Here is a 20,640-nt window from a genome sequence, read left to right on the forward strand (position 1 = left end):
AGATTCGCATGTTTGATTTACTCCTGCGCCGGGCGCGTCTGGTGGATGACACGGTGACGGATATCGCCATCGAAAACGGTAACATCGCGGCGCTGGGCGACATTAGCGGCCCGGCGATGAAAACCGTTGATTTAGGTGGTGAGCATTATGTGAGTGCGGGCTGGATTGACTCCCACGTCCATTGCTACTCCAAATCGCCGATTTACAATGACCTGCCGGACAGCGTCGGTATCGCGACGGGTGTGACCACGGTCATTGATGCGGGGAGTACGGGGGCAGACGACATTGATGACTTTTATGCCATTACCCGCAAGGCGGTGACCGAGGTCTATGCGCTACTGAATATCTCTCGCGTTGGGCTAATCGCGCAAAACGAACTGGCAAACATGGCGAATATTGACGCCGATGCCGCGCGCGACGCGGTGAAACGCCATCCGGATTTTATCGTCGGCCTGAAAGCGCGTATGAGCAGTAGCGTCGTCGGTGAGAACGGCATTAAGCCATTAGAGCGCGCCAAAGCAATCCAGCAAGAGAACGGCGACCTGCCGTTGATGGTTCATATCGGTAACAACCCACCGAACCTGGATGAGATTGCCGATCTGCTGACTTCCGGCGACATCATCACCCACTGCTATAACGGCAAACCCAACCGCATTCTGACGCCATCCGGCGAACTGCGTGCCTCTATTACGCGTGCCATTGCGCGCGGCGTGCGTCTGGATATCGGCCACGGTAGCGCCAGTTTTAGTTTTGCCGTCGCAAAACAGGCTATTGCCCTTGGCATCCTGCCGCAGACTATCAGTTCTGATATCTACTGCCGCAACCGGATCAACGGCCCGGTCTTCTCGCTGGCGAAAGTGATGTCCAAATTCCTGGCTATTGGCATGTCGCTGCCACAGGTGATTGCCTGTGTGACCGACCATGCCGCCGACGGACTGCGTTTGCGTCGCAAAGGCCGGCTTGCCGTAGGTTATGACGCCGACCTGACCATTTTCGACCTGCGCCGTCAGCCCGCGCTCTTTCGTGACGCGGAAAACGACACCCTGCAGGCCGACCTGTTACTCACGCCGCTTGCCGCTATTCGCGCAGGCAAGGGCTATATGACCGAACAAGGGAGTGCGGAACATGTCTTCGATTTATGAAAAATATCAGTTAAAGCAAGTCATTAACGCCTCCGGGCGCATGACGATGCTGGGGGTTTCCACACCGCGCCCGGAAGTCGCTGAGGCCGTGTTGAACGGCATGAATCACTACTTCGAAATGAAAGATCTGGTGAACAAAACCGGCGACTACATTGCGAAGCTGCTGGAAGTGGAAGGGGCGACGGTTGTCTCCTGCGCCTCGGCGGGGATCGCCCAGTCGGTGGCGGCGGTACTGGTGAAAGACAGCGACTGGTTGCTGGAAAACCTGCACAGCACGCCGATTGAGAACAACGAAATCGTCCTGCCACGCGGCCATAACGTCAACTTCGGCGCCCCGGTGGGCACCATGGTGGCGCTGGGCGGTGGAAAGGTGGTTGAAGCAGGCTATGCCAACGAGTGCTCTGCCGACCAACTGGCGGCGGCCATCTCCCCGCGCACGGCGGCAATCCTCTACATCAAATCGCACCACTGTGTACAAAAAAGCATGCTGAGTGTGGAACAGGCGGCGGTAGTGGCACGTAAACACAACCTGCCGCTGATTGTGGATGCGGCGGCGGAAGAAGATTTGCAGTGCTATTACCGTGCCGGGGCTGATCTGGTGATTTACAGCGGTGCGAAGGCGATCGAAGGGCCAACCAGCGGGCTGGTCATCGGCAGAACACAATACGTGGAGTGGGTCAAACGCCAGACGGCGGGGATCGGGCGCGCCATGAAAGTGGGTAAAGAGGGCATCCTCGGACTGACATGTGCCATCGAGCACTATCTGAGCGCCACCAAAGAGAGCGGCGCAGAGATGGTCGCCAAAATGACGCCGTTTATCGACAGGCTGAACACCCTCAACGGCGTCAGCGCCCGCGTGGTGTGGGACAGCGCCGGTCGTGATATCGCCCGTAGCGAAATCAAGTTTGATGAAGCGATCACCGGCATTGCCACCGGCGAGCTGGTCAGTGCCCTGAAACAGGGGGAATACGCCATTTATTTTCGTGGCTACAAAGCCAATGAAGGGATCATCGAAGCTGATGTACGCAGCGTGAGCGCTGAACAACTGGACATTGTGGCGAACCGTATCGCCGAAGAACTGAATAAGGAGCCCCGCGCATGAAACTGACGCCCAATTTTTACCATGACCGTGTCTGCCTGAATGTGCTGGCGGGGAGCAAAGAGAATGCCTGCGCTATTTACGAGGCCGCAGAAGGTCATGTGCTGGTGGGGGTACTCTCCAAAAACTACCCGGATGTGGCAAGCGCGGTGGCAGACATGCGTGAGTATGCGGCGCGTATCGACAATGCCCTCTCCGTGGGCCTGGGAGCGGGTGATCCGAACCAGTCGGCGATGGTAAGCGCCATCTCCCGCGAAGTACAGCCGCAGCATGTTAACCAGGTCTTTACCGGGGTGGCGACCAGCCGTGCGCTGCTCGGGCAGAACGCGACCGTGGTGAACGGTCTGGTGTCGCCAACGGGCACGCCGGGTCTGGTCAAAATCTCTACCGGGCCGCTCAGCAGCCAGGCAGCGGATGGCGTCGTCCCGGTGGAAACGGCGATTGCACTGCTCAAAGACATGGGCGGCAGTTCGATTAAATATTTCCCGATGGGCGGCCTGAAATGTCGCGAAGAGTACCTGGCTGTGGCGGAAGCGTGCGCGCGTTATGACTTCTGGCTGGAGCCGACAGGCGGTATCGATCTGGAGAACTTTGGTGAGATTTTGCAGATCGCACTGGACGCAGGGGTGAGTAAAATCATTCCTCATATTTATAGTTCTATTATTGATAAGGTAAGCGGCGATACCCGCCCTGCGGATGTCCGCCAGTTGCTGGCGATAACCCAACAGCGCGTGGGTTAACACACCCTCACACCGACCCTCTCCCTCAGGGAGGGGGAGAAAAGCCATGTTAAGAGGACAACGACGTGCGATTCCCCAACCAACGTTTAGCGCAACTGTTTATGATGTTGCAGAACGAGACGCTGCCGCAGGATGAACTGGCGCAGCGGCTGTCGGTTTCCACGCGTACCGTCCGGGCTGATATCACTGCGCTGAATGCTTTGCTGGAAAGCCACGGTGCACAGTTTATCCTCAACCGTGGCAGCGGTTATCAGCTCAAAATTGACGATGCCAGCCGTTATCAGACCCTTCAGGCAGAGCGTCCGCGCACGCTGCGTATCCCCCGTAGCGGAGCGGAGCGGGTACAGCATCTTCTGCTGCGTTTTCTGACGTCGGCCTTTTCCATCAAGCTGGAGGATCTGGCGGACGAGTGGTTTGTCAGTCGCGCCACGTTGCAAAATGACATGGCGGAGGTGAGGGAGTGGTTTTCCCGCTACCGCCTGACGCTGGAAACCCGGCCGCGTCACGGTATGAAGTTGTTTGGCAGCGAAATGGCGCTGCGTGCCTGCCTGACGGATTTGCTCTGGGAACTGACGCAGCAGAATGCCCGCAACCCGCTTGTCACCGAAGAGGCGCTCAATAAAGGGATACCGGAGCAACTGGCGGTGATTCTGCGCGATGTTTTTACCCGGCATCATATTCGGCTGACCGATGAGGGTGAGCGCTTCATCCGCCTGTATTGTGCGGTAGCGGTACGCCGTATCAGCGAAGGGTTTCCGCTGTCAGAATTCACCGCCGAAGACGGTGACGAGAATGTGCGGGATGCTGCGCGCGAGATTGCCGCCGTGCTGCAACAGCTTGCCGAAAAACCGCTGGCGGCTTCGGAAGTCCACTGGCTGCGGGTGCATATCGCCGGGCGTCAGTTGCAGGACATTACCCCCAGCGCCATCAGTGCGGACGATGACGAAGCGCTGGTCAATTACATCCTCAATTACATCAACACCCACTATAACTACAACCTGCAAAACGATGCGCAGTTACATGCGGATCTGCTTACCCATATCAAGACCATGATCACCCGGGTGCGTTATCAAATCATGATCCCTAATCCGTTGCTGGATAACATCAAACAGCACTACCCGATGGCGTGGGACATGACGCTGGCCGCGGTTTCCAGTTGGGGGAAATATACGCCGTATGTGATCAGCGAAAACGAAGTCGGTTTTCTGGTCCTGCACATCGGCGTTGGGCTGGAGCGGCATTACAACATTGGCTATCAGCGCCAGCCGCGGGTGATGCTGGTGTGCGATGCGGGTAACGCGATGGCGCGAATGATTGAGGCAGTGCTGCAACGCAAATATCCACAAATAGAGGTCACCCGTACGCTGACGCTGCGCGACTATGAGCAGTGCGAGGCCATTAGCGAAGACTTTGTTATCTCCACGGCAAGGATCAGCGATAAAGAGAAGCCGATTGTGACCATTGCGCCGTTCCCGACGGACTACCAGCTTGAACAGATCGGCAAACTGGTGCTGGTGGACAGAACGCGGCCGTGGATTCTGGAAAAGTATTTCGATGCTTCGCATTTCACGATTATCGACCAGCCGTTAGACAGACAAACGTTGTTCACCACGCTTTGTGCCCAGCTTCAGCGGGAAGGGTTTGTGGATGCGGATTTCCTCGACTCGGTCGTGGAACGTGAAGCGATTGTCAGCACCATGCTGGGTGAGGGGATCGCGCTGCCGCACTCGCTGGGCCTGCTGGCGCAAAAGACGGTGGTCTATACGGTGCTGGTGCCCCAGGGTATTCAGTGGGGAGAGGAGACGGCTCACGTTATTTTCCTGCTGGCCATTAGCAAAAGTGAATATGAGGAGGCGATGGCAATATACGATATTTTCGTCACGTTTTTACGCGAGCGGGCAGCATCCCGATTGAGTGCCTGTAAGGATTTCATGTCATTTAAAGCCGTAGCCATGGAATGCGTTAGCCGCTTTTAATGGGGATTGCGCGTTGAAACAACGCGCCCCACCTGACCAGACGTTACTGCTTAATATTCCGAAAGAGTAAAACGAATATTCTATTTAAACCTTGTGCTTATTTTCCTTGGCGGAAATAAGGTTTTCTTATTTTATATATCTGTGTGCGTAGTAAATGATTTACTATTCCGCAAGCAAGATTGATTATATTTTTTAATATTTATTCTGCGTTACCGGCGTGAGATTTAATAGTCTCTCCCGGCGTCCCTGCAATGTTTGCCATCTCTATATTTAACGATTCCTGAACGCTTTCTGTAGAGCGACTAAACTGTTGCTGCAGGTCTTGCGCCGTTAATTTGACGCCAGAGAGGGCATCAACCATCTCTTCACTCCCGTCAGGATATTTCACCACCGAGACCAGCCGACCATGAAATAGCGGGATGCCCGTCATCTCCAGGGTGTAGTCAGTCTTTTTTATTTCTTCCTGTTTTAATTGATGTTGTTTCTTAATTTCCTCCGCTGTTTTGGACGATAGCGAAAGTTTGGTGCTGCTATCATCTCTGCCAGAGCTATTAGTGTCAGAATTAGCATCTGCTGATTTAGGTTTATTTCGCAGACCAAACGTACTTTCATTATTCGATAAATGAGGATCACCGAGTGTGCCTGCGCTTACGGCGGTAATTTTATCAATACCGTTCATTGTCATCTCCGAAAAATGCAATCCAGGACCTGACGCAAGGAGCCTTCTGCCTCGTTGGATGATGAATCTACGCGGGAAAGAACGAGACTACGTCATTATCGGCAGTAATAAAAATATGTTTAGTAAATAATCACACTAAGGGTTCTTTCACTTTTTTTGAATGATAGATACAAATAGTTCTGCTTTCCCTAACTGGCTGGCAGGGCTACTCTTTTCACAGTCAGAGCAAACAGCCAGCGGGGTGTTTGCTCTCGTTTAAGGGACCGACAGGAATCAGCGAACCATGAACTCGTTTCAGCGAATTTTGAACGCATTACTTTCCCGGGAGCAGCCTGTCACGCACATCTCAACTCCGTTGGAATTCACCACGCTTTCAGGAGGCGTTATGCCAGAGAACTACCTTGCTTTAGCGAAACAACGCAGAACTATTTATGCACTGGGCAAAGACCTGCCGTTGCCGGAAGATGACGTTGTTCAGACGATTCAGGACGCCATCAAGCAAGCGCCATCTGCGTTCAACTCGCAGAGTTCTCGCGCGCTGATCCTGCTGGGTAATGAGCACAATAAATTCTGGGAACTGGTCCGTGAGCAACTGAGAAAAATTGTTCCGGCGGAGAGCTTCCACGCCACCTCCGATAAACTCGATGGTTTTGCCGCTGCCGCGGGTTCCGTGCTGTTCTTTGAAGATCAGGACGTCGTGACCGGGCTGCAGGAGCAGTTTGCCGCCTACGCCGACAACTTCCCGATTTGGTCAGAGCATAGTTCAGGTATCGCGCAATATGCGGTATGGCTGGCACTGGCAGAGAAAGGCATTGGCGCTAACCTCCAGCACTACAACCCGCTGGTGGATGCGGATGTTCAGCGTACCTGGAATATCCCGGCGAGCTGGAAACTGCGTGCGCACATGAACTTTGGTTCGATTATCGCCCCTGCAGGCGACAAAGCCTATATGGATGACGCCAAACGCTTTATCGTGGCGAAATAATCCGTTCAGGCTCGTTGTATCACGTGTCTTCGTCGCCCCGGCAGCATCGCGCCGCCGGGGAAAACCCGGATGGCGGCGCAAGCGCCTGATCCTGGCTACTGATAACCCTGGCATCTGTGCCGGGGTTTTACTATCGCAGGTGATGCACCACCTGGTTGCTGCTGCCCCGCCAGATAAGCGCCGGGTCTTTTAGATCCTGCACAAACTTCCCATCGATCAGCACGTTAATTAAATCGACAACGGCCATTTGCGCGTCGTTCAGCTCGTTTAACTTATACCCCGTCCAGACCCAGATATCTTTGCCCGGACATTCGGTGCGGATGCGCTGCACCAGCTTGAGGATATCCGGGATATTCTGCGGATGGAGCGGATCGCCGCCGGACAACGAGATCCCCTGGCGCTTGACGCGGGTGTCGTTGAGATCGTCAATGATCTGGTCTTCCATCTCTTTGGTAAACGGCTTGCCGGAGTTTAACCGCCAGGTGCTTTTGTTGTAGCAGCCGGGACATTCGTGTACGCACCCGGAAACAAAGAGGGTGCAGCGCGTGCCGGGGCCGTTGACGATGTCGACAGGGTAGTATTGATGAAACCTCATTTTCACTTCTCAATTGACGCCATTACTGCGTTGGCTGCTCTCACTCACCCGGGTCACTTACTTATGTAAGCTCTCCGGGATTCGCTCGTTTGCCGCCTTGTCCTGACGCCAATTGCTTTGCGAAAAGCGCGGATCAGGTAAGTTACAGTAATTGAAGCTGCTTCCGATCGGTCCCCTCTCCCTTGAGGGAGAGGGTGAGGGGGAGAGGTCGGTAAAAAACTTAATCTAGCTGCCCATTCCCCAGATGCTTAACCCGGCGTTTCACTTCTTCCTGCTTCCCGGCGTTAAACGGACGGGCGTCCGGGCTACCGAGATAACCGCACACGCGGCGGGTCACCGATACACGTGCTGCATCGTGGTTGCCGCATTTCGGGCAGGTGAAGCCTTTGCTGGTACACTCGAACTCGCCGGTAAAACCACACTCGTAACACTCATCAATCGGCGTATTGGTCCCGTAATAGGGCACATGCTGATAGCTGTAATCCCAGACATCTTCCAGCGCACGCAGGTTGTGCTGAATATTTGGGTACTCGCCGTAGCAAATGAACCCCCCGCTGGCGAGCGGTGGATATGGCGCTTCGAAATCAATCTTATCGTACGGGTTTACCTTCTTCTCGACATCGAGATGGAAGCTGTTGGTGTAATAACCTTTATCCGTCACGCCATCCACTACGCCAAACTCAGCGGTATCCAGACGGCAGAAGCGGTCACACAGGTTTTCACTCGGGGTGCTGTAGAGGCTAAAGCCGTAGCCGGTCTCTTCTTTCCATTGATCCACCGCCTGGCGCAGACGCTCTACAATCGCCACACCTTTGGCACGCAGCGTTTCACTGTCGAACATATGCTCTTTGCCGAACAGCGCGTTGATGGTTTCGTGGATGCCGATAAAGCCAAGCGAGATAGACGCACGGCCGTTTTTGAAAATTTCAGAGACGTCGTCGTCCGCTTTCAGACGCACGCCGCAGGCCCCTTCCATATAGAGGATCGGCGCCACACGCGCTTTCACTCCTTCCAGACGGGCGATACGGGTCATCAGCGCCTTACGCGCCAGCACCAGACGTTCATCCAGCAGTTTCCAGAACGCGGCTTCGTTGCCTTTGGCTTCCAGCGCGATGCGCGGCAGGTTCAGGCTGATGACGCCCAGGTTGTTCCGCCCGTCGTGGATCTGTTCGCCGTTCTCTTCGTACACGCCGAGGAAGCTGCGGCAGCCCATCGGGGTTTTAAACGAGCCGGTCACTTTCACGACCTGATCGTAGTTGAGGATATCCGGGTACATGCGTTTGCTCGCGCACTCCAGCGCCAGTTGTTTGATGTCGTAGTTCGGGTCATCAAACTTATGGTTCAGGCCATCTTTAATGGCGAACACCAGTTTAGGGAACACGGCGGTTTTACGGTTTTTACCAAGCCCCGCGATGCGGTTACGCAGAATCGACTGCTGAATCAGACGCGATTCCCAACTGGTGCCAAGACCAAAGCCGAAGGTGACGAACGGGGTCTGGCCGTTGGCGGTGTGCAGCGTATTGACTTCATATTCCAGTGACTGGAAGGCGTCGTAACACTCTTTTTCCGTGCGGCTGTGTGCGTAGCCATCGGCATCCGGAATTTGCCATTCGTCGGCGACTTTACGGTGTTTGGCAAAGCTTGCGGTGACAAACGGCGCCAGCACTTCGTCGATACGGTTGATGGTGGTGCCGCCGTAAATGTGGCTGGCGACCTGCGCGATAATTTGCGCGGTCACTGCGGTTGCGGTAGAGATGGATTTCGGCGGCTCAATTTCCGCATTGCCCATTTTAAAGCCGTGGGTCAGCATGCCTTTCAGGTCGATCAGCATGCAGTTGAACATCGGGAAGAACGGCGAATAGTCGAGATCGTGATAATGGATTTCACCACGCTCATGCGCCAGTACCACATCGCGCGGCAACAGGTGCTGACGGGCATAGTGTTTGGCAACGATACCGGCCAGCAGGTCGCGCTGGGTCGGAATGACTTTACTGTCTTTGTTTGCGTTTTCGTTCAGCAGTGCGGAGTTGGTCTGCTCCACCAGCCCGCGAATTTCCTGGTTCAGGCGGCCCCGTTTTTCACGCGCGATGTCACGATCGTGGCGATATTCAATATAGGCACGCGCGAGCTGCTTGTGGGAACCGGACATGAGCTGGTTTTCGACAGCGGTCTGGATTTCGTTGATGTCGACCTGTGAACGGTTTTGCATCTGCTGACTGACAATTTCTGCGACGGTGGCGCAATAGTCCGCGTCATCGACTCCCGCTGCTTTAGCTGCACGCAGAATGGCTTCTTTGATGCGCTCTGATTTGAACGGCACTTTCTTGCCGTCTCGTTTCATCACATGCGGTGTCATGATCACTCCATATTAAAAACAGGTTATCCACAGAGGTGAGGAATTATTCACTGGAGGTAAGTGTTGTTGCGACAGTGAGTTCCCCGAATCCTGACCCTTGTTATCCACAATTCCGGCCAGCGTCGATGCCGTTGCTTTGTTGGAATAATAGACGATTAATACAATATGTTGGGTCGGCGTGCATTCTAAGTTCTATATATAGTGATTTGCATCAAACAAGTTTGCGATTTTTTTGATTCAGAACAAAGTAAAAAAGGGAGAGTACAAACGGCGGGCACTGGCGGCTTTGTAAATTCTACCAAGAAAAATCTGATTAATTATTCAACAAAAACAGTAAGGTAATAGGACGCGCGGATATAACGCACTCCCCGGTGTCGCTACGCTAACCGGGGCTACGGGCGGGTAGATACTATGAACATCTTCAACCTTTTTAGCCACGGCTGACTCGTTTTCCCGTATGACAACCACAGCGACATCTTTGTGCCCCCCTGGCGCAGAGCGTGCAGCGAGGGGGGTTGAGTCCCCGCTGAAATCGGTGAGACGAAGACCCGATGACAAGGTCAGGCCGCCAGGGATGGCGGACTGAGGTTTGTCGAGACAGGACGTCGAGTCAAACCGACCGCAGGCAGCGGGGCGGGAGGCGAACGCAGTGCGAAGCACCGATTTCTTTGCGGGGCCGCGGGGATTGTAAAGGGGAACGCGGTGTTCCCCTTTACCCGTTCACGTGTTCGGGAGATCCATTTCGCCATGAACATACGGTGAACGGAACCCACCACCTGAGCCGCATATTCCCCTCACCCCAACCCTCTCCCCCGGGGGAGAGGGAGAAAACCGGTCGTTGCCCGGATAAGGCGCCTGCGCCGCCATCCGGGGCCAGGTCAGTCGTCGGATTGCAGCCACCATACCGCTTCAAACGGACGCAGCGTCATCTCACCGGGCGCCGGGGAAATTTCGGCGTAATTGCTCATGATCGGCTGCCACTGCCCTGGCATCTCTTTAGGTTGCCACTGCTGGCATTCACGGCTCAGGTTTGCCGCCACCACCAGCGTCTGCCCCAGCCACTGACGGCGATAACACCACAACCATGGGTGCGCGGGCAGCAAATCCTCATAATCGCCCCAGGTCAGGATCGGCTGCTCTTTACGCAAGGCGATCAGACGCAGATAGGTATAAAACACTGAATCCGGATCGTTCATCGCCGTCTGCGCGTTAATTTCGTCGCGGTTATCACACAGGCCAATCCAGGGTTCACCGGTTGTGAACCCGGCATGTTTCTCGCCCGACCACTGCATTGGCGTGCGGCTGTTATCGCGGGATTTACTGGCCAGAATCGCCAACAGCTCATCGGCATCGCGTCCGCTGGCCCGTAATTCGGCAAACATATTGTGGCTTTCCACGTCCCGATAATCGGTGATTCGCGTAAAATGCGGGTTGGTCATCCCAATCTCTTCGCCCTGGTAAATATAGGGCGTCCCTTGCATACCGTGCAGCACCATCGCCAGCATTTTGGCAGACGGCACGCGCAGTTCGCCTTCATCACCAAAGCGCGACACAATGCGCGGCTGATCGTGGTTACACCAGAACAACGCATTCCACGCCACTTTATGCATGCCCTGCTGCCAGTGGCTGAACAGCGATTTCAACGCCACGAAATCCGGGCGCGCCAGCTCCCACTTCTTACCGCCGGGATAATCCACTTTCAGATGGTGGAAGTTGAAGGTCATCGACAGCTCGCGTCCGTCCAGCGCGGCATATTGCTGGCAATGTTCCAGCGAGGTCGATGACATTTCACCTACCGTCATCAGGTTACGCGGCTGGAAAACATCCCGGCTCATCTCCTGCAAGAATTCATGGGCACGCGGCCCGTCGGTATAAAAACGACGGCCATCACCGTCATGGTCGTCCGGGAAATCCTGATCTTTGGAGATCAGATTGACCACATCCAGGCGTAAACCGTCGACACCGCGATCGGCCCAGAATTCGCAGACCTTTTTCAGTTCGCTGCGCACTGCCGGGTTTTCCCAGTTCAGATCCGCCTGCTCCGGCGCAAAGAGATGCAAATAGTACTGCTCGCTTGCCGCGTGCCAGCGCCAGGCGTTGCCGCCAAACTTCGAGCGCCAGTTATTGGGAAGTTCATCCGGTGTGCCATCGCGCCAGATATAAAAACTGCGGTACGGGCTGGCGGGATCCTGAGACTCACGAAACCAGGCGTGCTGCGTGGAGGTGTGGTTAAATACCATATCCAGCACCAGGCGAATACCGCGCGCTTTGGCCTGAGCGACCAGCTCATCAAAGTCTTCCAGCGTACCGTAGAGCGGGTCGATTGCGGTGTAATTGGCTACGTCGTAGCCGTTATCCACCTGCGGTGAGATATAAAACGGTGTCAGCCAGATGGCGTCTACGCCGAGGGTTTTCAGGTAATCGAGGCGCATAATCACGCCGCGTAAATCGCCCGTGCCGCTGCCGGTCGTGTCCTGGAAGCTCTTCGGATAGATCTGGTAGATGACACCGTTCTGCCACCAGTGAGGAAGGGTATTCATAATGATTTCCTGGTAAAAGCGAAGGGGCGCAATCGCGCCCCAAAAAAGTTACACAATCTGCAGCGTGCCCTGGCGGAACTTACGCTGGTAAACCACCGAGGTCAGCGCCATCGGCACGATAATCGCGACGGCCATCGCCAGTGCGAACACCTGCCAGAAAGAGGGCTGAATGGAGAGGATGCCCGGCAGGCCGCCGACACCAATGCCATTTGCCAGCACGCCGTTCAGGCCACACAGCAGCCCGGCAAGACCGGAGCCGACCATCGCGCAGAGCATCGGGAAGCGGTATTTCAGGTTGATACCGTACATTGCCGGTTCGGTCACGCCGAGATAAGCCGCAATAGCCGCCGGGACGGAGATTTCACGTTCGTTCTGTTTACGGCTGACAATAATGATCCCGGTTACCGCTGATGCCTGAGCAATGTTAGAGAGCGCAATCAGTGGCCACACCGGGGTGCCGCCCATGCTCTGAATCATCTGCATGTCGATAGCCAGCGTCGTCTGGTGCACACCGGTAATGACCAGCGGCGCATAGAGGAAGCCAAACAGCGCCGCGCCAATGGGCGCAAAGCTGCCGGTCATCAGATGGCGTACCGCGAAGGCCACGCCATCGCCGATCATGCGGCCGAACGGACCAATAAAGGCATGAGCGAGGAACACAGCCAGCAGCAGGGAACAGACCGGCACGACCACCAGATAGAGGTAATCCGGCACCCATTTTTTAAGGCGCGTTTCAATGAGCCCCAGCGCCAGACCGGCCAGCAGGGCAGGAATAACCTGTGCCTGATAACCCACTTTGGCGATGCTAAACAGCCCGAAATTCCAGACTTCCGGCACCTGGGAGCCGAGCAGGTAAGCATTCATCAGTTGTGGAGAGACGAGGGTCACGCCCAGCACGATCCCGAGGATCGGCGTGCCGCCCATTTTACGCACCGCCGACCAGCAGATGCCCACCGGCAGATAGAAGAAAATCGCCTCGCCAATCAGCCACAGGAAGTCGTAGACGGTTTTGAGGCCGGGGTACATCTGCGCCAGCGTCTGGCCGTTACTCATCGGCAGATCGCCAATGACGTTACGGAAGCCAAGGATCAAACCGCCGCTGATCAACGCAGGCAACAGGGGGAAGAAAATCTCGGCAAAGTGTGAGATCAACTGTTCGTGCCATTTCATGTTCTGGCGCGCCGCACGTTTGATCTGTTCTTTATCGGCAGAGGCCTGGCCGATGGCACTGATGAGTGCCTGATACCAGTCGCCCACGTCGGTACCAATAACAACCTGAAACTGCCCGGCGTTGGTAAAGCAGCCTTTGACCATCGGCAGCGTTTCGATGGTTTTTGGGTCGGCTTTGTCCGGTGCGTTCAGGACAAAACGCAGGCGGGTGATGCAATGACTCACCGTAGCGATGTTTTCACGTCCGCCGACCAGTTCAATAAGCCTGGCGAGATCCTCTTGTCTGACTTTGCTCATCGTGATGCCCCACTGAGAGAAATAATGACTGCTGATGAATGTGCGCAAGCATATCCATTGGCTCAATAACTGAAAATGGGAACGTTCCCGAAACCAAGCGAAGATCACAATAAACCGTGCGAGAGGGGGCTCAGGCGAGGTGGGCGGGGATCACAATTTGACGTGGATCGGTGCGGCCATTGACCTGATCGATCAGTTGCGCCGCGGCCTGGCGGCCTGCTTCGGCATAGCCGGGATCAACGGTGACGATCTCCGGGTGGAGAAATTTCATCAGCGGTGTATTCCCCACGCTCGCCAGTTGCAGGTTATCAATGCGCTGTTCCTGCAAATATTTGCTGGCTCCCAGGGCAAGGGTGTCCGTTGCACAGAGCAGGGCGCTGGTGTCGGGCGTCAGCACGCTGGCGACGTTATCGTAGCCATGTTTCATCGCGAGACCCGGCAAAATGAAATTGGGGATGAGTTGATGGCGCTCGCAAAACGCCATATAGGCCTCGTGGCGACGCTTGCCTGTGGTGATGTCGCTGTGCGGTACGCCAATAAAACTGATGTGACGATGGCCCTGATCGTAGAGATTCTGCATCAGCAGATTTATGGCCCCTTCGTCGTCATAGCAGACGGAGGCGAACCCTTTGGCATCCCGCGCCAGCAGGACCAGCGAGGCGCGCCACGAGGATAACAGCTTCTCCGTGACGCCGGTAAAGCCAAACAGCACCACGCCATCAATATTGCGGCGGCGTAGCATATGCAGATGTTCTTCGACTAAATCCGGCGAGAACTGGCTTTCCATCATGATCGGGTCATAACCCTGTTCATAGAAGGTAGGGAGCATGGTCTGAACTGCCAGGTTTTCCGAAAGAGAATCGAGACGGGAGACAATGATGGCCACCACTTTATCGCTCTGACCGCGCATGGCGCGTGCGGAACGGGAAGGCGAAAAACCGTGTTGATTGACCACCGCTTCCACGCGTTCGCGGGTACGTTCACTTACACCGCTTTCATTATTCAGCACGCGAGACACCGTTGATTTCCCAACGCCACTTAAACGCGCAATGTCTTTGATCGTCAGCCGGTTTTGCATGCGTCCTGTCCTGTTCCTCTTCTGGGCGGATAGCAGAATAAAGAAAGTTTGGTGAGTACTCAACCAAACGACAATGGGTAAAGTCTGGTTTACGTTCGGTTTAATTCACCGGAGTTATAATAACGACGCTTGAAATCGTACTCTTTTCACCCTTACCGGAGGTTTTATGGACCCTGATCCCGCACCTCTCCCGCGACGGAGACACTCTTTCCGGTAAGCCCGCCTTTGCTGCCTTACCGGAAACGTAAGGCAGCGACGCAAAACGTCCCTGCATAACTGAAAACGCCTGCTGGCGCGGATGGCCCGTGCCTGCGGCAATGCACAACATCTTTCGTGATATGTCGAGCCAACAAAGCGACATCGCGAAGGATGACGTGTAGTGGCACCCGCGTGATGCGGGGGCAAGGATGACTACTATGTTCAAAAATATCACCCGACTCCTGGTCCGGCTTAACCGCCACTTACCTCGCCGTCTCGTTCAGCGCGACCCGCTGCCTGACGCCGCTAATATTCAACACGTCGAGGTTCCGGCTTCGCTAAGCGATCGCTGCCTGGCGCTGTCGACGATGGAACTCGCCGAACTGTGGCAACAGCTCAACAGCCATCCGGAAGGGCTGAATGAAAAAGAGGTGCAGGACGCGCGGGAAAAGCACGGCGTTAACCAGATCCCCGGTCAGCGTCCGGTGCCCTGGTGGGCGCATCTGTGGTCCTGCTATCGCAACCCGTTTAACCTGCTGCTGACCTGTCTGGGTATTTTCTCCTACGCGTCGGAAGATCTGTTTGCCGCCGGGGTGATTGCGCTGATGGTCGCTATCTCGACCTTCCTGAACTTTATCCAGGAAGCGCGTTCCACCAAAGCGGCGGATGCGCTGAAAGCGATGGTGAGCAATACCGCAACGGTGCTGCGTGTAGCCAATGAGCAGGGGGAAACCCGTTGGATGGAGATCCCGCTCGACCAACTGGTACCGGGAGACATCGTGAAGCTGGCGGCGGGAGATATGATCCCGGCTGATCTGCGTGTGGTGCAGGCGCGCGATCTGTTCGTGGCGCAAGCGTCGCTGACCGGTGAATCCCTGCCGGTAGAAAAAGTGGCAAAAACCCGTGCGGCGGATCAGACCAACCCGCTGGAAAGTGACACCCTCTGTTTTATGGGGACCAACGTGGTGAGCGGCACGGCGCAGGCGGTAGTTATCGCCACGGGCGGCAACACCTGGTTTGGACAACTGGCCGGGCGGGTGAGTGAACAAGAGAGCGAGCCGAATGCGTTCCAGAAAGGCATTGGCCGCGTCAGCATGCTGCTTATCCGCTTTATGATGGTGATGACGCCGGTGGTGCTGCTGATCAACGGCTTCACCAAAGGTGACTGGTGGGAAGCGGCGCTGTTTTCGCTCTCGGTTGCCGTGGGGCTGACGCCGGAAATGCTGCCGATGATCGTCACCTCTACGCTGGCACGCGGGGCGGTGAAACTGTCAAAACAGAAAGTGATCGTCAAGCATCTGGATGCGATTCAAAACTTTGGCGCTATGGACATCCTGTGTACCGACAAAACCGGTACGTTAACGCAGGATAAAATCGTGCTGGAAAACCACACGGATATCGCCGGTAAAGTCAGTGAACGGGTGCTGCACTGTGCCTGGCTGAACAGCCACTACCAGACCGGGTTGAAAAACCTGCTCGATACGGCGGTGCTGGAAGGGGTGGAAGCAGAAGCGGCCCGGACGCTCTCGACCCGCTGGCAGAAAATTGACGAGATCCCGTTTGATTTCGAGCGTCGTCGCATGTCGGTGGTGGTCGCCGAAAACGCGGATGCACACCAGTTGATTTGCAAAGGGGCGTTGCAGGAGATCCTCAACGTCTGCAGCCAGGTGCGTTACAACGGCGATATCGTGCCACTGGATGAAACCATGCTGCGCCGTATTCAGCGCGTCACCGAAACGCAGAACCGCCAGGGGCTGCGGGTGGTGGCGGTGGCAACCAAATATCTCCCGGCACGCAGCGGCGATTACCATCGTGTGGACGAATCAGACCTGATTCTGGAAGGCTACATTGCGTTCCTCGATCCGCCGAAAGAGACCACGGCACCGGCGCTGAAAGCGCTGAAAGCCAACGGTGTGACGGTGAAAATTTTGACCGGCGACAGCGAGCTGGTGGCGGCGAAAGTCTGCCTGGAGGTGGGGCTGGATGTCGGCGAGGTGGTGACGGGCAACCAGATTGAGCATCTGGGTGATGACGAACTGGCGGCGCTGGCAAAACGTACCACGTTGTTTGCCCGTCTGACGCCGATGCACAAAGAACGGATTGTGACCGTGCTGCGTCGTGAAGGGCACGTGGTGGGCTTTATGGGTGACGGCATCAACGACGCGCCGGCGCTGCGCGCGGCAGACATTGGCATTTCCGTGGATGGCGCGGTGGATATTGCCCGTGAAGCGGCCGATATCATCCTGCTGGAAAAAAGCCTGATGGTGCTGGAGGAGGGGGTTATTGAAGGGCGTAAAACCTTCGCTAACATGCTGAAATACATCAAAATGACTGCCAGCTCTAACTTTGGTAACGTGTTCAGCGTGTTGGTGGCGAGCGCCTTCCTGCCCTTCCTGCCCATGTTGCCGTTGCACTTGCTGATTCAGAACCTGCTTTATGATGTATCCCAGGTGGCGATTCCGTTTGATAACGTTGATGACGAGCAGATTCGTCAACCGCAGCGCTGGAATCCTGCCGATCTCGGTCGTTTTATGATCTTCTTCGGCCCGATCAGCTCCATTTTCGACATTCTGACCTTCTGCGTCATGTGGTGGGTATTTAAGGCGAATGTGCCGGAAGCGCAGACCCTGTTCCAGTCGGGCTGGTTTGTGGAAGGGCTGCTGTCACAGACGTTGATTGTGCATATGATCCGTACTCGTCGCGTGCCCTTTATTCAAAGCCGCGCCGCCTGGCCACTGATCATGATGACGCTGATGGTGATTCTGGTGGGTATCGCGCTGCCGTTCTCGCCGTTGGCAAGCTATCTGCAACTGCAGGCATTGCCGCTCTCTTACTTCCCGTGGCTGATTGCGATCCTGGCCGGATACATGACGCTGACGCAGATGGTAAAAGGGTTCTACAGCCGCCGGTATGGCTGGCAGTAACTTGCTGTAATAATCGACCTGAAGCCGTTTTGTTCAGGTCGATTATCTCAAGGTCAGGTGCACGAACAGATACCCCAGTGAGCAGAGGAAAAGAATAATCAGGCACCAGCTTAACTGATAAAAGACATTATTCGTTCCTAAGCCTGAACGTGCGAGGGAGGTATCTCCTTCCTTGATATGTTCTGCAGACAGCGCGCGATAGCGGCGGATGTAACTCAGGCAGTAAAGTAAAACAAAGGGAATGACGCAACTGGCAACCGGTTTTGAGAAAATAAAAGCGAGCAGTAAAGTCGAAATCAGGAAGCCCAGAAAGACGTAGGACGCGGTTTTTTCTGCTTGTTTTAACTCACCGCGTATCCGTTGGGCGTGTAATTCTTGCCAGCGTCGAAGCGTGCTCGGGCTGAATCCAAATTTCTCGCACAATACGTTGTTGGGAACCCCATTTTTGGATTGTTGAAGAAAATCAGCAATTTGCTCCTCAGTGAAACGTACTTTTGCCATGATCACCCCTCCATGGCGGCTATTAATATGTTTTCAGCGAGATTAGCGGCGTACCACGATGGCTTCAATCGCGATTTTTACCGCCTTTGGCAGATGAGTCACTTTAAGGCATGTGCGGGGGAGATCCCCGGTGTCGCTGCGCTAACCGGGGCTACGAGCGGGTAGCCCGGATAAGGCGCTTGCGCCGCATCCGGGAAAGCCTTAGCGGCGTACTGCGATGGCTTCAATCTCGATTTTCACATCTTTCGGCAGACGCGCCACTTCTACGCACGAACGCGCCGGGAAGGTGGCGTTGTGCTCGGTAAAGAATGCTTCGTAGGTCGCGTTAACGGTAGCGAAGTCGTTCAGATCTTTCACAAACACCGTCGTTTTCACGATATCGCCCACTTTAAGGCCTGCGGCTTCCACGATAGCTTTCACGTTTTCCAGCGACTGACGCGCCTGGGCAGAAACGTCGTCCGGTACGCTACCGGTTTTTGGATCCACCGGGATCTGACCGGAGGTGATGATCATGCTGCCGAGATCAACACCCTGAACATAAGGGCCGATTGCTGCTGGTGCATTTTCCGTCGCGATAGTTTTGCTCATGATTTCTCCTGAATTACAGCGGTAATAAGGTCGGGGCTCATTATACCCGTCATACTTCAAGTTGCATGCTTGTTGGCCAGGTTTGTTCGCCCCAGTCACTGACTTGAGTACACCTTTGCATCAATTACCCTGCCAGTACCACAGAATGCGAAAACTCTTTTTCACAGTATTTGCATTTCAGGGCGATATCGTGTGGGCGTTTCTTCACCGCGAAGCTGGAGGCGACCGGTTCAGCATGGCTGATACAGTTGCTGTTCGGGCAGACCAGCACGCTGTCGATGCGATCCGGCAGATTCGGATGAGACTTGCTCACCACTTCATAGTTGTCGATGCGGTTTACCGTCGCCTGCGGGGCATACAGCGCCAGTTGGTTAACCTGCTCATCCGTCAGGAAGGTATTTTCGATTTTGATCAGATCCTTGCGGCCCATTTCGCCTGACGGCAGGTTCAGACCGATAGTGATACGCTGCTCAGTTTCCGTCAGCTTGAATAGCGTCAGCAGCTTAAAACCTACCTGTGCCGGAATGTGGTCAATCACCGTACCGCGATTGATCGCTTCAACCTGGAGTTTATTGTCGTGTGTCATTGTCGCTTCCTCCTACAGAGCCAAATCACTATTCAGAACCAGTGCCAGCAGCGCCTGGCGCGCAAAGATGCCATTACCGGCCTGCTGGAAATACCAGGCGTGCGGCGTTTTATCCACGTCGGTAGTGATCTCATCAACGCGTGGCAGCGGGTGCAGTACTTTCATGTTGCCGCGTGCGCCGATAAGGTCGCTGGCGCGCAGGATGAACTGGGCTTTGACGTTGGCATATTCTGATGGATCCAGACGCTCTTTCTGCACGCGGGTCATATACAGAATATCAACCTCAGCCATCACCTCTTCGATGCTGGCGTGAATGCTCCACGCCAGCCCTTTCTCATCGAGCATGTCGAGAATGTACTGCGGCATAGCCAGCGCATCCGGGGCGATAAAATAGAAACGGTTGCCGTTGAACTTCGCCAGCGCCTGCGCCAGCGAGTGCACGGTGCGGCCATATTTCAGGTCACCGACCATCGCGATGTTGAGGTTCTCCAGGCGGCCCTGGGTTTCCTGAATGGTGAACAGATCCAGCAGGGTCTGAGTCGGATGCTGGTTAGCACCGTCGCCCGCGTTCAGAACAGGAATGCCGCCGGAAAATTCGGTCGCCAGACGGGCGGCGCCTTCCTGTGGGTGGCGCATCACAATCGCGTCCACATAGGTGCTGATAACTGAAATCGTATCCGCCAGCGTTTCGCCCTTCTTGCCGAGCGAGGTGTTGCTGCTGTCAGAAAAGCCCACCACGCTCGCCCCCAGGCGATGCATGGAGGTCTCAAACGACAGGCGGGTACGCGTTGAGGCTTCAAAGAAGCAGCTGGCGATCACTTTGTGCTTGAGTAACTCCGGCTGCGGGTTGGCTTTCAGCCGGGCGGCAGTATTCAGCACCAGTTCAAGTTCTTCGCGGCTGAGATCGTTTATGGAAATGATATGTTTTTGATATAGCGGGTTAGCCATGTTTATCTCCTGACGACTGCGCAAAAAAAAGCCCCTCAATAGAGGGGCTATGGAATGGGGTGGGCAACGGGAAGAAAAACGGCAGGCCTGCGTCCTTTTTCAGACGCCCAGGGACATTATGTCGAACACACTGGACCATGCTTCCTCCCGGCAAATTGTCCGCGATTATACTCAGCTACTTTTCGGTTTCAAGCGATTAATGCAACATTTGCGTCAGGCAATCGGTTTATTTGCATAT

At 55.2% G+C, this 20,640-nt stretch carries 18 protein-coding genes; 7 read left to right on the forward strand and 11 right to left on the reverse strand.

Going from position 1 to position 20,640, the window contains the following annotated elements:
- Positions 1–8: 8 nt before the first annotated feature.
- From IP582_RS02545 to IP582_RS02560, 4 genes are all read left to right on the forward strand, one after another.
- The gene (locus IP582_RS02545) at positions 9–1,142 is read left to right on the forward strand and encodes an amidohydrolase/deacetylase family metallohydrolase (RefSeq protein WP_193794981.1); all 1,134 of its coding nucleotides are present in this window, start codon (positions 9–11) and stop codon (positions 1,140–1,142) included.
- On the forward strand, positions 1,126–2,244 hold the full coding sequence (locus IP582_RS02550) for a DgaE family pyridoxal phosphate-dependent ammonia lyase (protein ID WP_193794982.1): 1,119 nt from the start codon (positions 1,126–1,128) through the stop codon (positions 2,242–2,244). The genes IP582_RS02545 and IP582_RS02550 overlap by 17 nt, the downstream gene beginning before the upstream one ends.
- Positions 2,241–2,981: a KDGP aldolase family protein gene (locus IP582_RS02555; RefSeq protein WP_193794983.1), complete on the forward strand. Its 741-nt coding sequence runs from the start codon at positions 2,241–2,243 to the stop codon at positions 2,979–2,981. The genes IP582_RS02550 and IP582_RS02555 overlap by 4 nt, the downstream gene beginning before the upstream one ends.
- A gap of 65 nt (positions 2,982–3,046) precedes the next feature.
- Positions 3,047–4,957 (forward strand): transcription antiterminator, encoded by a 1,911-nt coding sequence (locus tag IP582_RS02560; protein WP_193794984.1) that lies wholly within the window; start codon positions 3,047–3,049, stop codon positions 4,955–4,957.
- Between the two features lie 199 nt (positions 4,958–5,156).
- Here IP582_RS02560 and IP582_RS02565 read toward each other — a convergent pair whose 3' ends face one another.
- On the reverse strand, positions 5,157–5,636 hold the full coding sequence (locus IP582_RS02565; RefSeq protein WP_193794985.1) for a hypothetical protein: 480 nt from the start codon (positions 5,634–5,636) through the stop codon (positions 5,157–5,159).
- Positions 5,637–6,021: 385 nt separating this feature from the next.
- Here IP582_RS02565 and IP582_RS02570 point away from each other — a divergent pair, with 385 nt between their 5' ends.
- Entirely contained in the window at positions 6,022–6,621 is a 600-nt protein-coding gene (locus IP582_RS02570; RefSeq protein ID WP_039077739.1) for a nitroreductase family protein, read from the forward strand.
- Positions 6,622–6,751: 130 nt separating this feature from the next.
- Here the strand turns inward: IP582_RS02570 and nrdG are convergent, their stop codons facing one another.
- From nrdG to treR, 5 genes are all read right to left on the reverse strand, one after another.
- Complete coding sequence (nrdG, locus tag IP582_RS02575; protein ID WP_193794986.1) at positions 6,752–7,216, reverse strand: anaerobic ribonucleoside-triphosphate reductase-activating protein; 465 nt, start codon at positions 7,214–7,216, stop codon at positions 6,752–6,754.
- A 220-nt stretch (positions 7,217–7,436) separates the two neighbouring features.
- Positions 7,437–9,572, reverse strand: coding sequence for an anaerobic ribonucleoside-triphosphate reductase (nrdD, locus tag IP582_RS02580; RefSeq protein ID WP_193794987.1), 2,136 nt, complete (start codon positions 9,570–9,572; stop codon positions 7,437–7,439).
- A gap of 878 nt (positions 9,573–10,450) precedes the next feature.
- Complete coding sequence (treC, locus tag IP582_RS02585; protein WP_193794988.1) at positions 10,451–12,112, reverse strand: alpha,alpha-phosphotrehalase; 1,662 nt, start codon at positions 12,110–12,112, stop codon at positions 10,451–10,453.
- Between the two features lie 48 nt (positions 12,113–12,160).
- Positions 12,161–13,579, reverse strand: coding sequence for a PTS trehalose transporter subunit IIBC (gene treB, locus IP582_RS02590; RefSeq protein WP_071193507.1), 1,419 nt, complete (start codon positions 13,577–13,579; stop codon positions 12,161–12,163).
- Positions 13,580–13,709: 130 nt separating this feature from the next.
- Positions 13,710–14,657: a trehalose operon repressor TreR gene (gene treR, locus IP582_RS02595; RefSeq protein ID WP_193794989.1), complete on the reverse strand. Its 948-nt coding sequence runs from the start codon at positions 14,655–14,657 to the stop codon at positions 13,710–13,712.
- Positions 14,658–14,823: 166 nt separating this feature from the next.
- Between treR and mgtL the strand changes: the two genes are divergently transcribed.
- Together mgtL and mgtA are read left to right on the forward strand one after the other, a co-directional pair.
- A complete protein-coding gene (gene mgtL, locus IP582_RS25515) occupies positions 14,824–14,874 on the forward strand; it encodes a mgtA regulatory leader peptide MgtL (protein WP_222557130.1) in 51 nt (16 codons plus the stop codon).
- Between the two features lie 199 nt (positions 14,875–15,073).
- On the forward strand, positions 15,074–17,779 hold the full coding sequence (gene mgtA / locus IP582_RS02600; protein ID WP_193794990.1) for a magnesium-translocating P-type ATPase: 2,706 nt from the start codon (positions 15,074–15,076) through the stop codon (positions 17,777–17,779).
- A gap of 42 nt (positions 17,780–17,821) precedes the next feature.
- On the opposite strand, the gene IP582_RS02605 is transcribed toward mgtA, so the two are convergent.
- The 5 genes from IP582_RS02605 to pyrL form a co-directional block, all read right to left on the reverse strand.
- Positions 17,822–18,280, reverse strand: coding sequence for a transposase (locus IP582_RS02605; protein WP_193794991.1), 459 nt, complete (start codon positions 18,278–18,280; stop codon positions 17,822–17,824).
- Between the two features lie 201 nt (positions 18,281–18,481).
- Entirely contained in the window at positions 18,482–18,868 is a 387-nt protein-coding gene (ridA, locus tag IP582_RS02610; RefSeq protein WP_012134342.1) for a 2-iminobutanoate/2-iminopropanoate deaminase, read from the reverse strand.
- A gap of 124 nt (positions 18,869–18,992) precedes the next feature.
- Positions 18,993–19,454 (reverse strand): aspartate carbamoyltransferase regulatory subunit, encoded by a 462-nt coding sequence (gene pyrI, locus IP582_RS02615; protein ID WP_039077731.1) that lies wholly within the window; start codon positions 19,452–19,454, stop codon positions 18,993–18,995.
- A gap of 12 nt (positions 19,455–19,466) precedes the next feature.
- Positions 19,467–20,402, reverse strand: coding sequence for an aspartate carbamoyltransferase (gene pyrB / locus IP582_RS02620; protein ID WP_039077730.1), 936 nt, complete (start codon positions 20,400–20,402; stop codon positions 19,467–19,469).
- Entirely contained in the window at positions 20,395–20,541 is a 147-nt protein-coding gene (gene pyrL / locus IP582_RS02625; protein ID WP_072039708.1) for a pyr operon leader peptide, read from the reverse strand. The genes pyrB and pyrL overlap by 8 nt, the downstream gene beginning before the upstream one ends.
- Positions 20,542–20,640 lie beyond the last annotated feature (99 nt).

It is taken from the genome of Citrobacter sp. BDA59-3, assembly GCF_015167655.1.
Lineage (GTDB): Bacteria > Pseudomonadota > Gammaproteobacteria > Enterobacterales > Enterobacteriaceae > Phytobacter > Phytobacter diazotrophicus.

Coding starts and splice junctions, on each gene's coding strand:
- pyrB (WP_039077730.1), bottom strand. CDS start 20,402: ATGGCTAACCCGCTATATCAAAAACATATCATTTCCATAAACGATCTC.
- ridA (WP_012134342.1), bottom strand. CDS start 18,868: ATGAGCAAAACTATCGCGACGGAAAATGCACCAGCAGCAATCGGCCCT.
- IP582_RS02605 (WP_193794991.1), bottom strand. CDS start 18,280: ATGGCAAAAGTACGTTTCACTGAGGAGCAAATTGCTGATTTTCTTCAA.
- IP582_RS02570 (WP_039077739.1), top strand. CDS start 6,022: ATGCCAGAGAACTACCTTGCTTTAGCGAAACAACGCAGAACTATTTAT.
- treB (WP_071193507.1), bottom strand. CDS start 13,579: ATGAGCAAAGTCAGACAAGAGGATCTCGCCAGGCTTATTGAACTGGTC.
- nrdD (WP_193794987.1), bottom strand. CDS start 9,572: ATGACACCGCATGTGATGAAACGAGACGGCAAGAAAGTGCCGTTCAAA.
- IP582_RS02565 (WP_193794985.1), bottom strand. CDS start 5,636: ATGAACGGTATTGATAAAATTACCGCCGTAAGCGCAGGCACACTCGGT.
- mgtA (WP_193794990.1), top strand. CDS start 15,074: ATGTTCAAAAATATCACCCGACTCCTGGTCCGGCTTAACCGCCACTTA.
- IP582_RS02550 (WP_193794982.1), top strand. CDS start 1,126: ATGTCTTCGATTTATGAAAAATATCAGTTAAAGCAAGTCATTAACGCC.
- pyrL (WP_072039708.1), bottom strand. CDS start 20,541: ATGGTCCAGTGTGTTCGACATAATGTCCCTGGGCGTCTGAAAAAGGAC.
- pyrI (WP_039077731.1), bottom strand. CDS start 19,454: ATGACACACGACAATAAACTCCAGGTTGAAGCGATCAATCGCGGTACG.
- treR (WP_193794989.1), bottom strand. CDS start 14,657: ATGCAAAACCGGCTGACGATCAAAGACATTGCGCGTTTAAGTGGCGTT.
- IP582_RS02555 (WP_193794983.1), top strand. CDS start 2,241: ATGAAACTGACGCCCAATTTTTACCATGACCGTGTCTGCCTGAATGTG.
- treC (WP_193794988.1), bottom strand. CDS start 12,112: ATGAATACCCTTCCTCACTGGTGGCAGAACGGTGTCATCTACCAGATC.
- IP582_RS02545 (WP_193794981.1), top strand. CDS start 9: ATGTTTGATTTACTCCTGCGCCGGGCGCGTCTGGTGGATGACACGGTG.
- nrdG (WP_193794986.1), bottom strand. CDS start 7,216: ATGAGGTTTCATCAATACTACCCTGTCGACATCGTCAACGGCCCCGGC.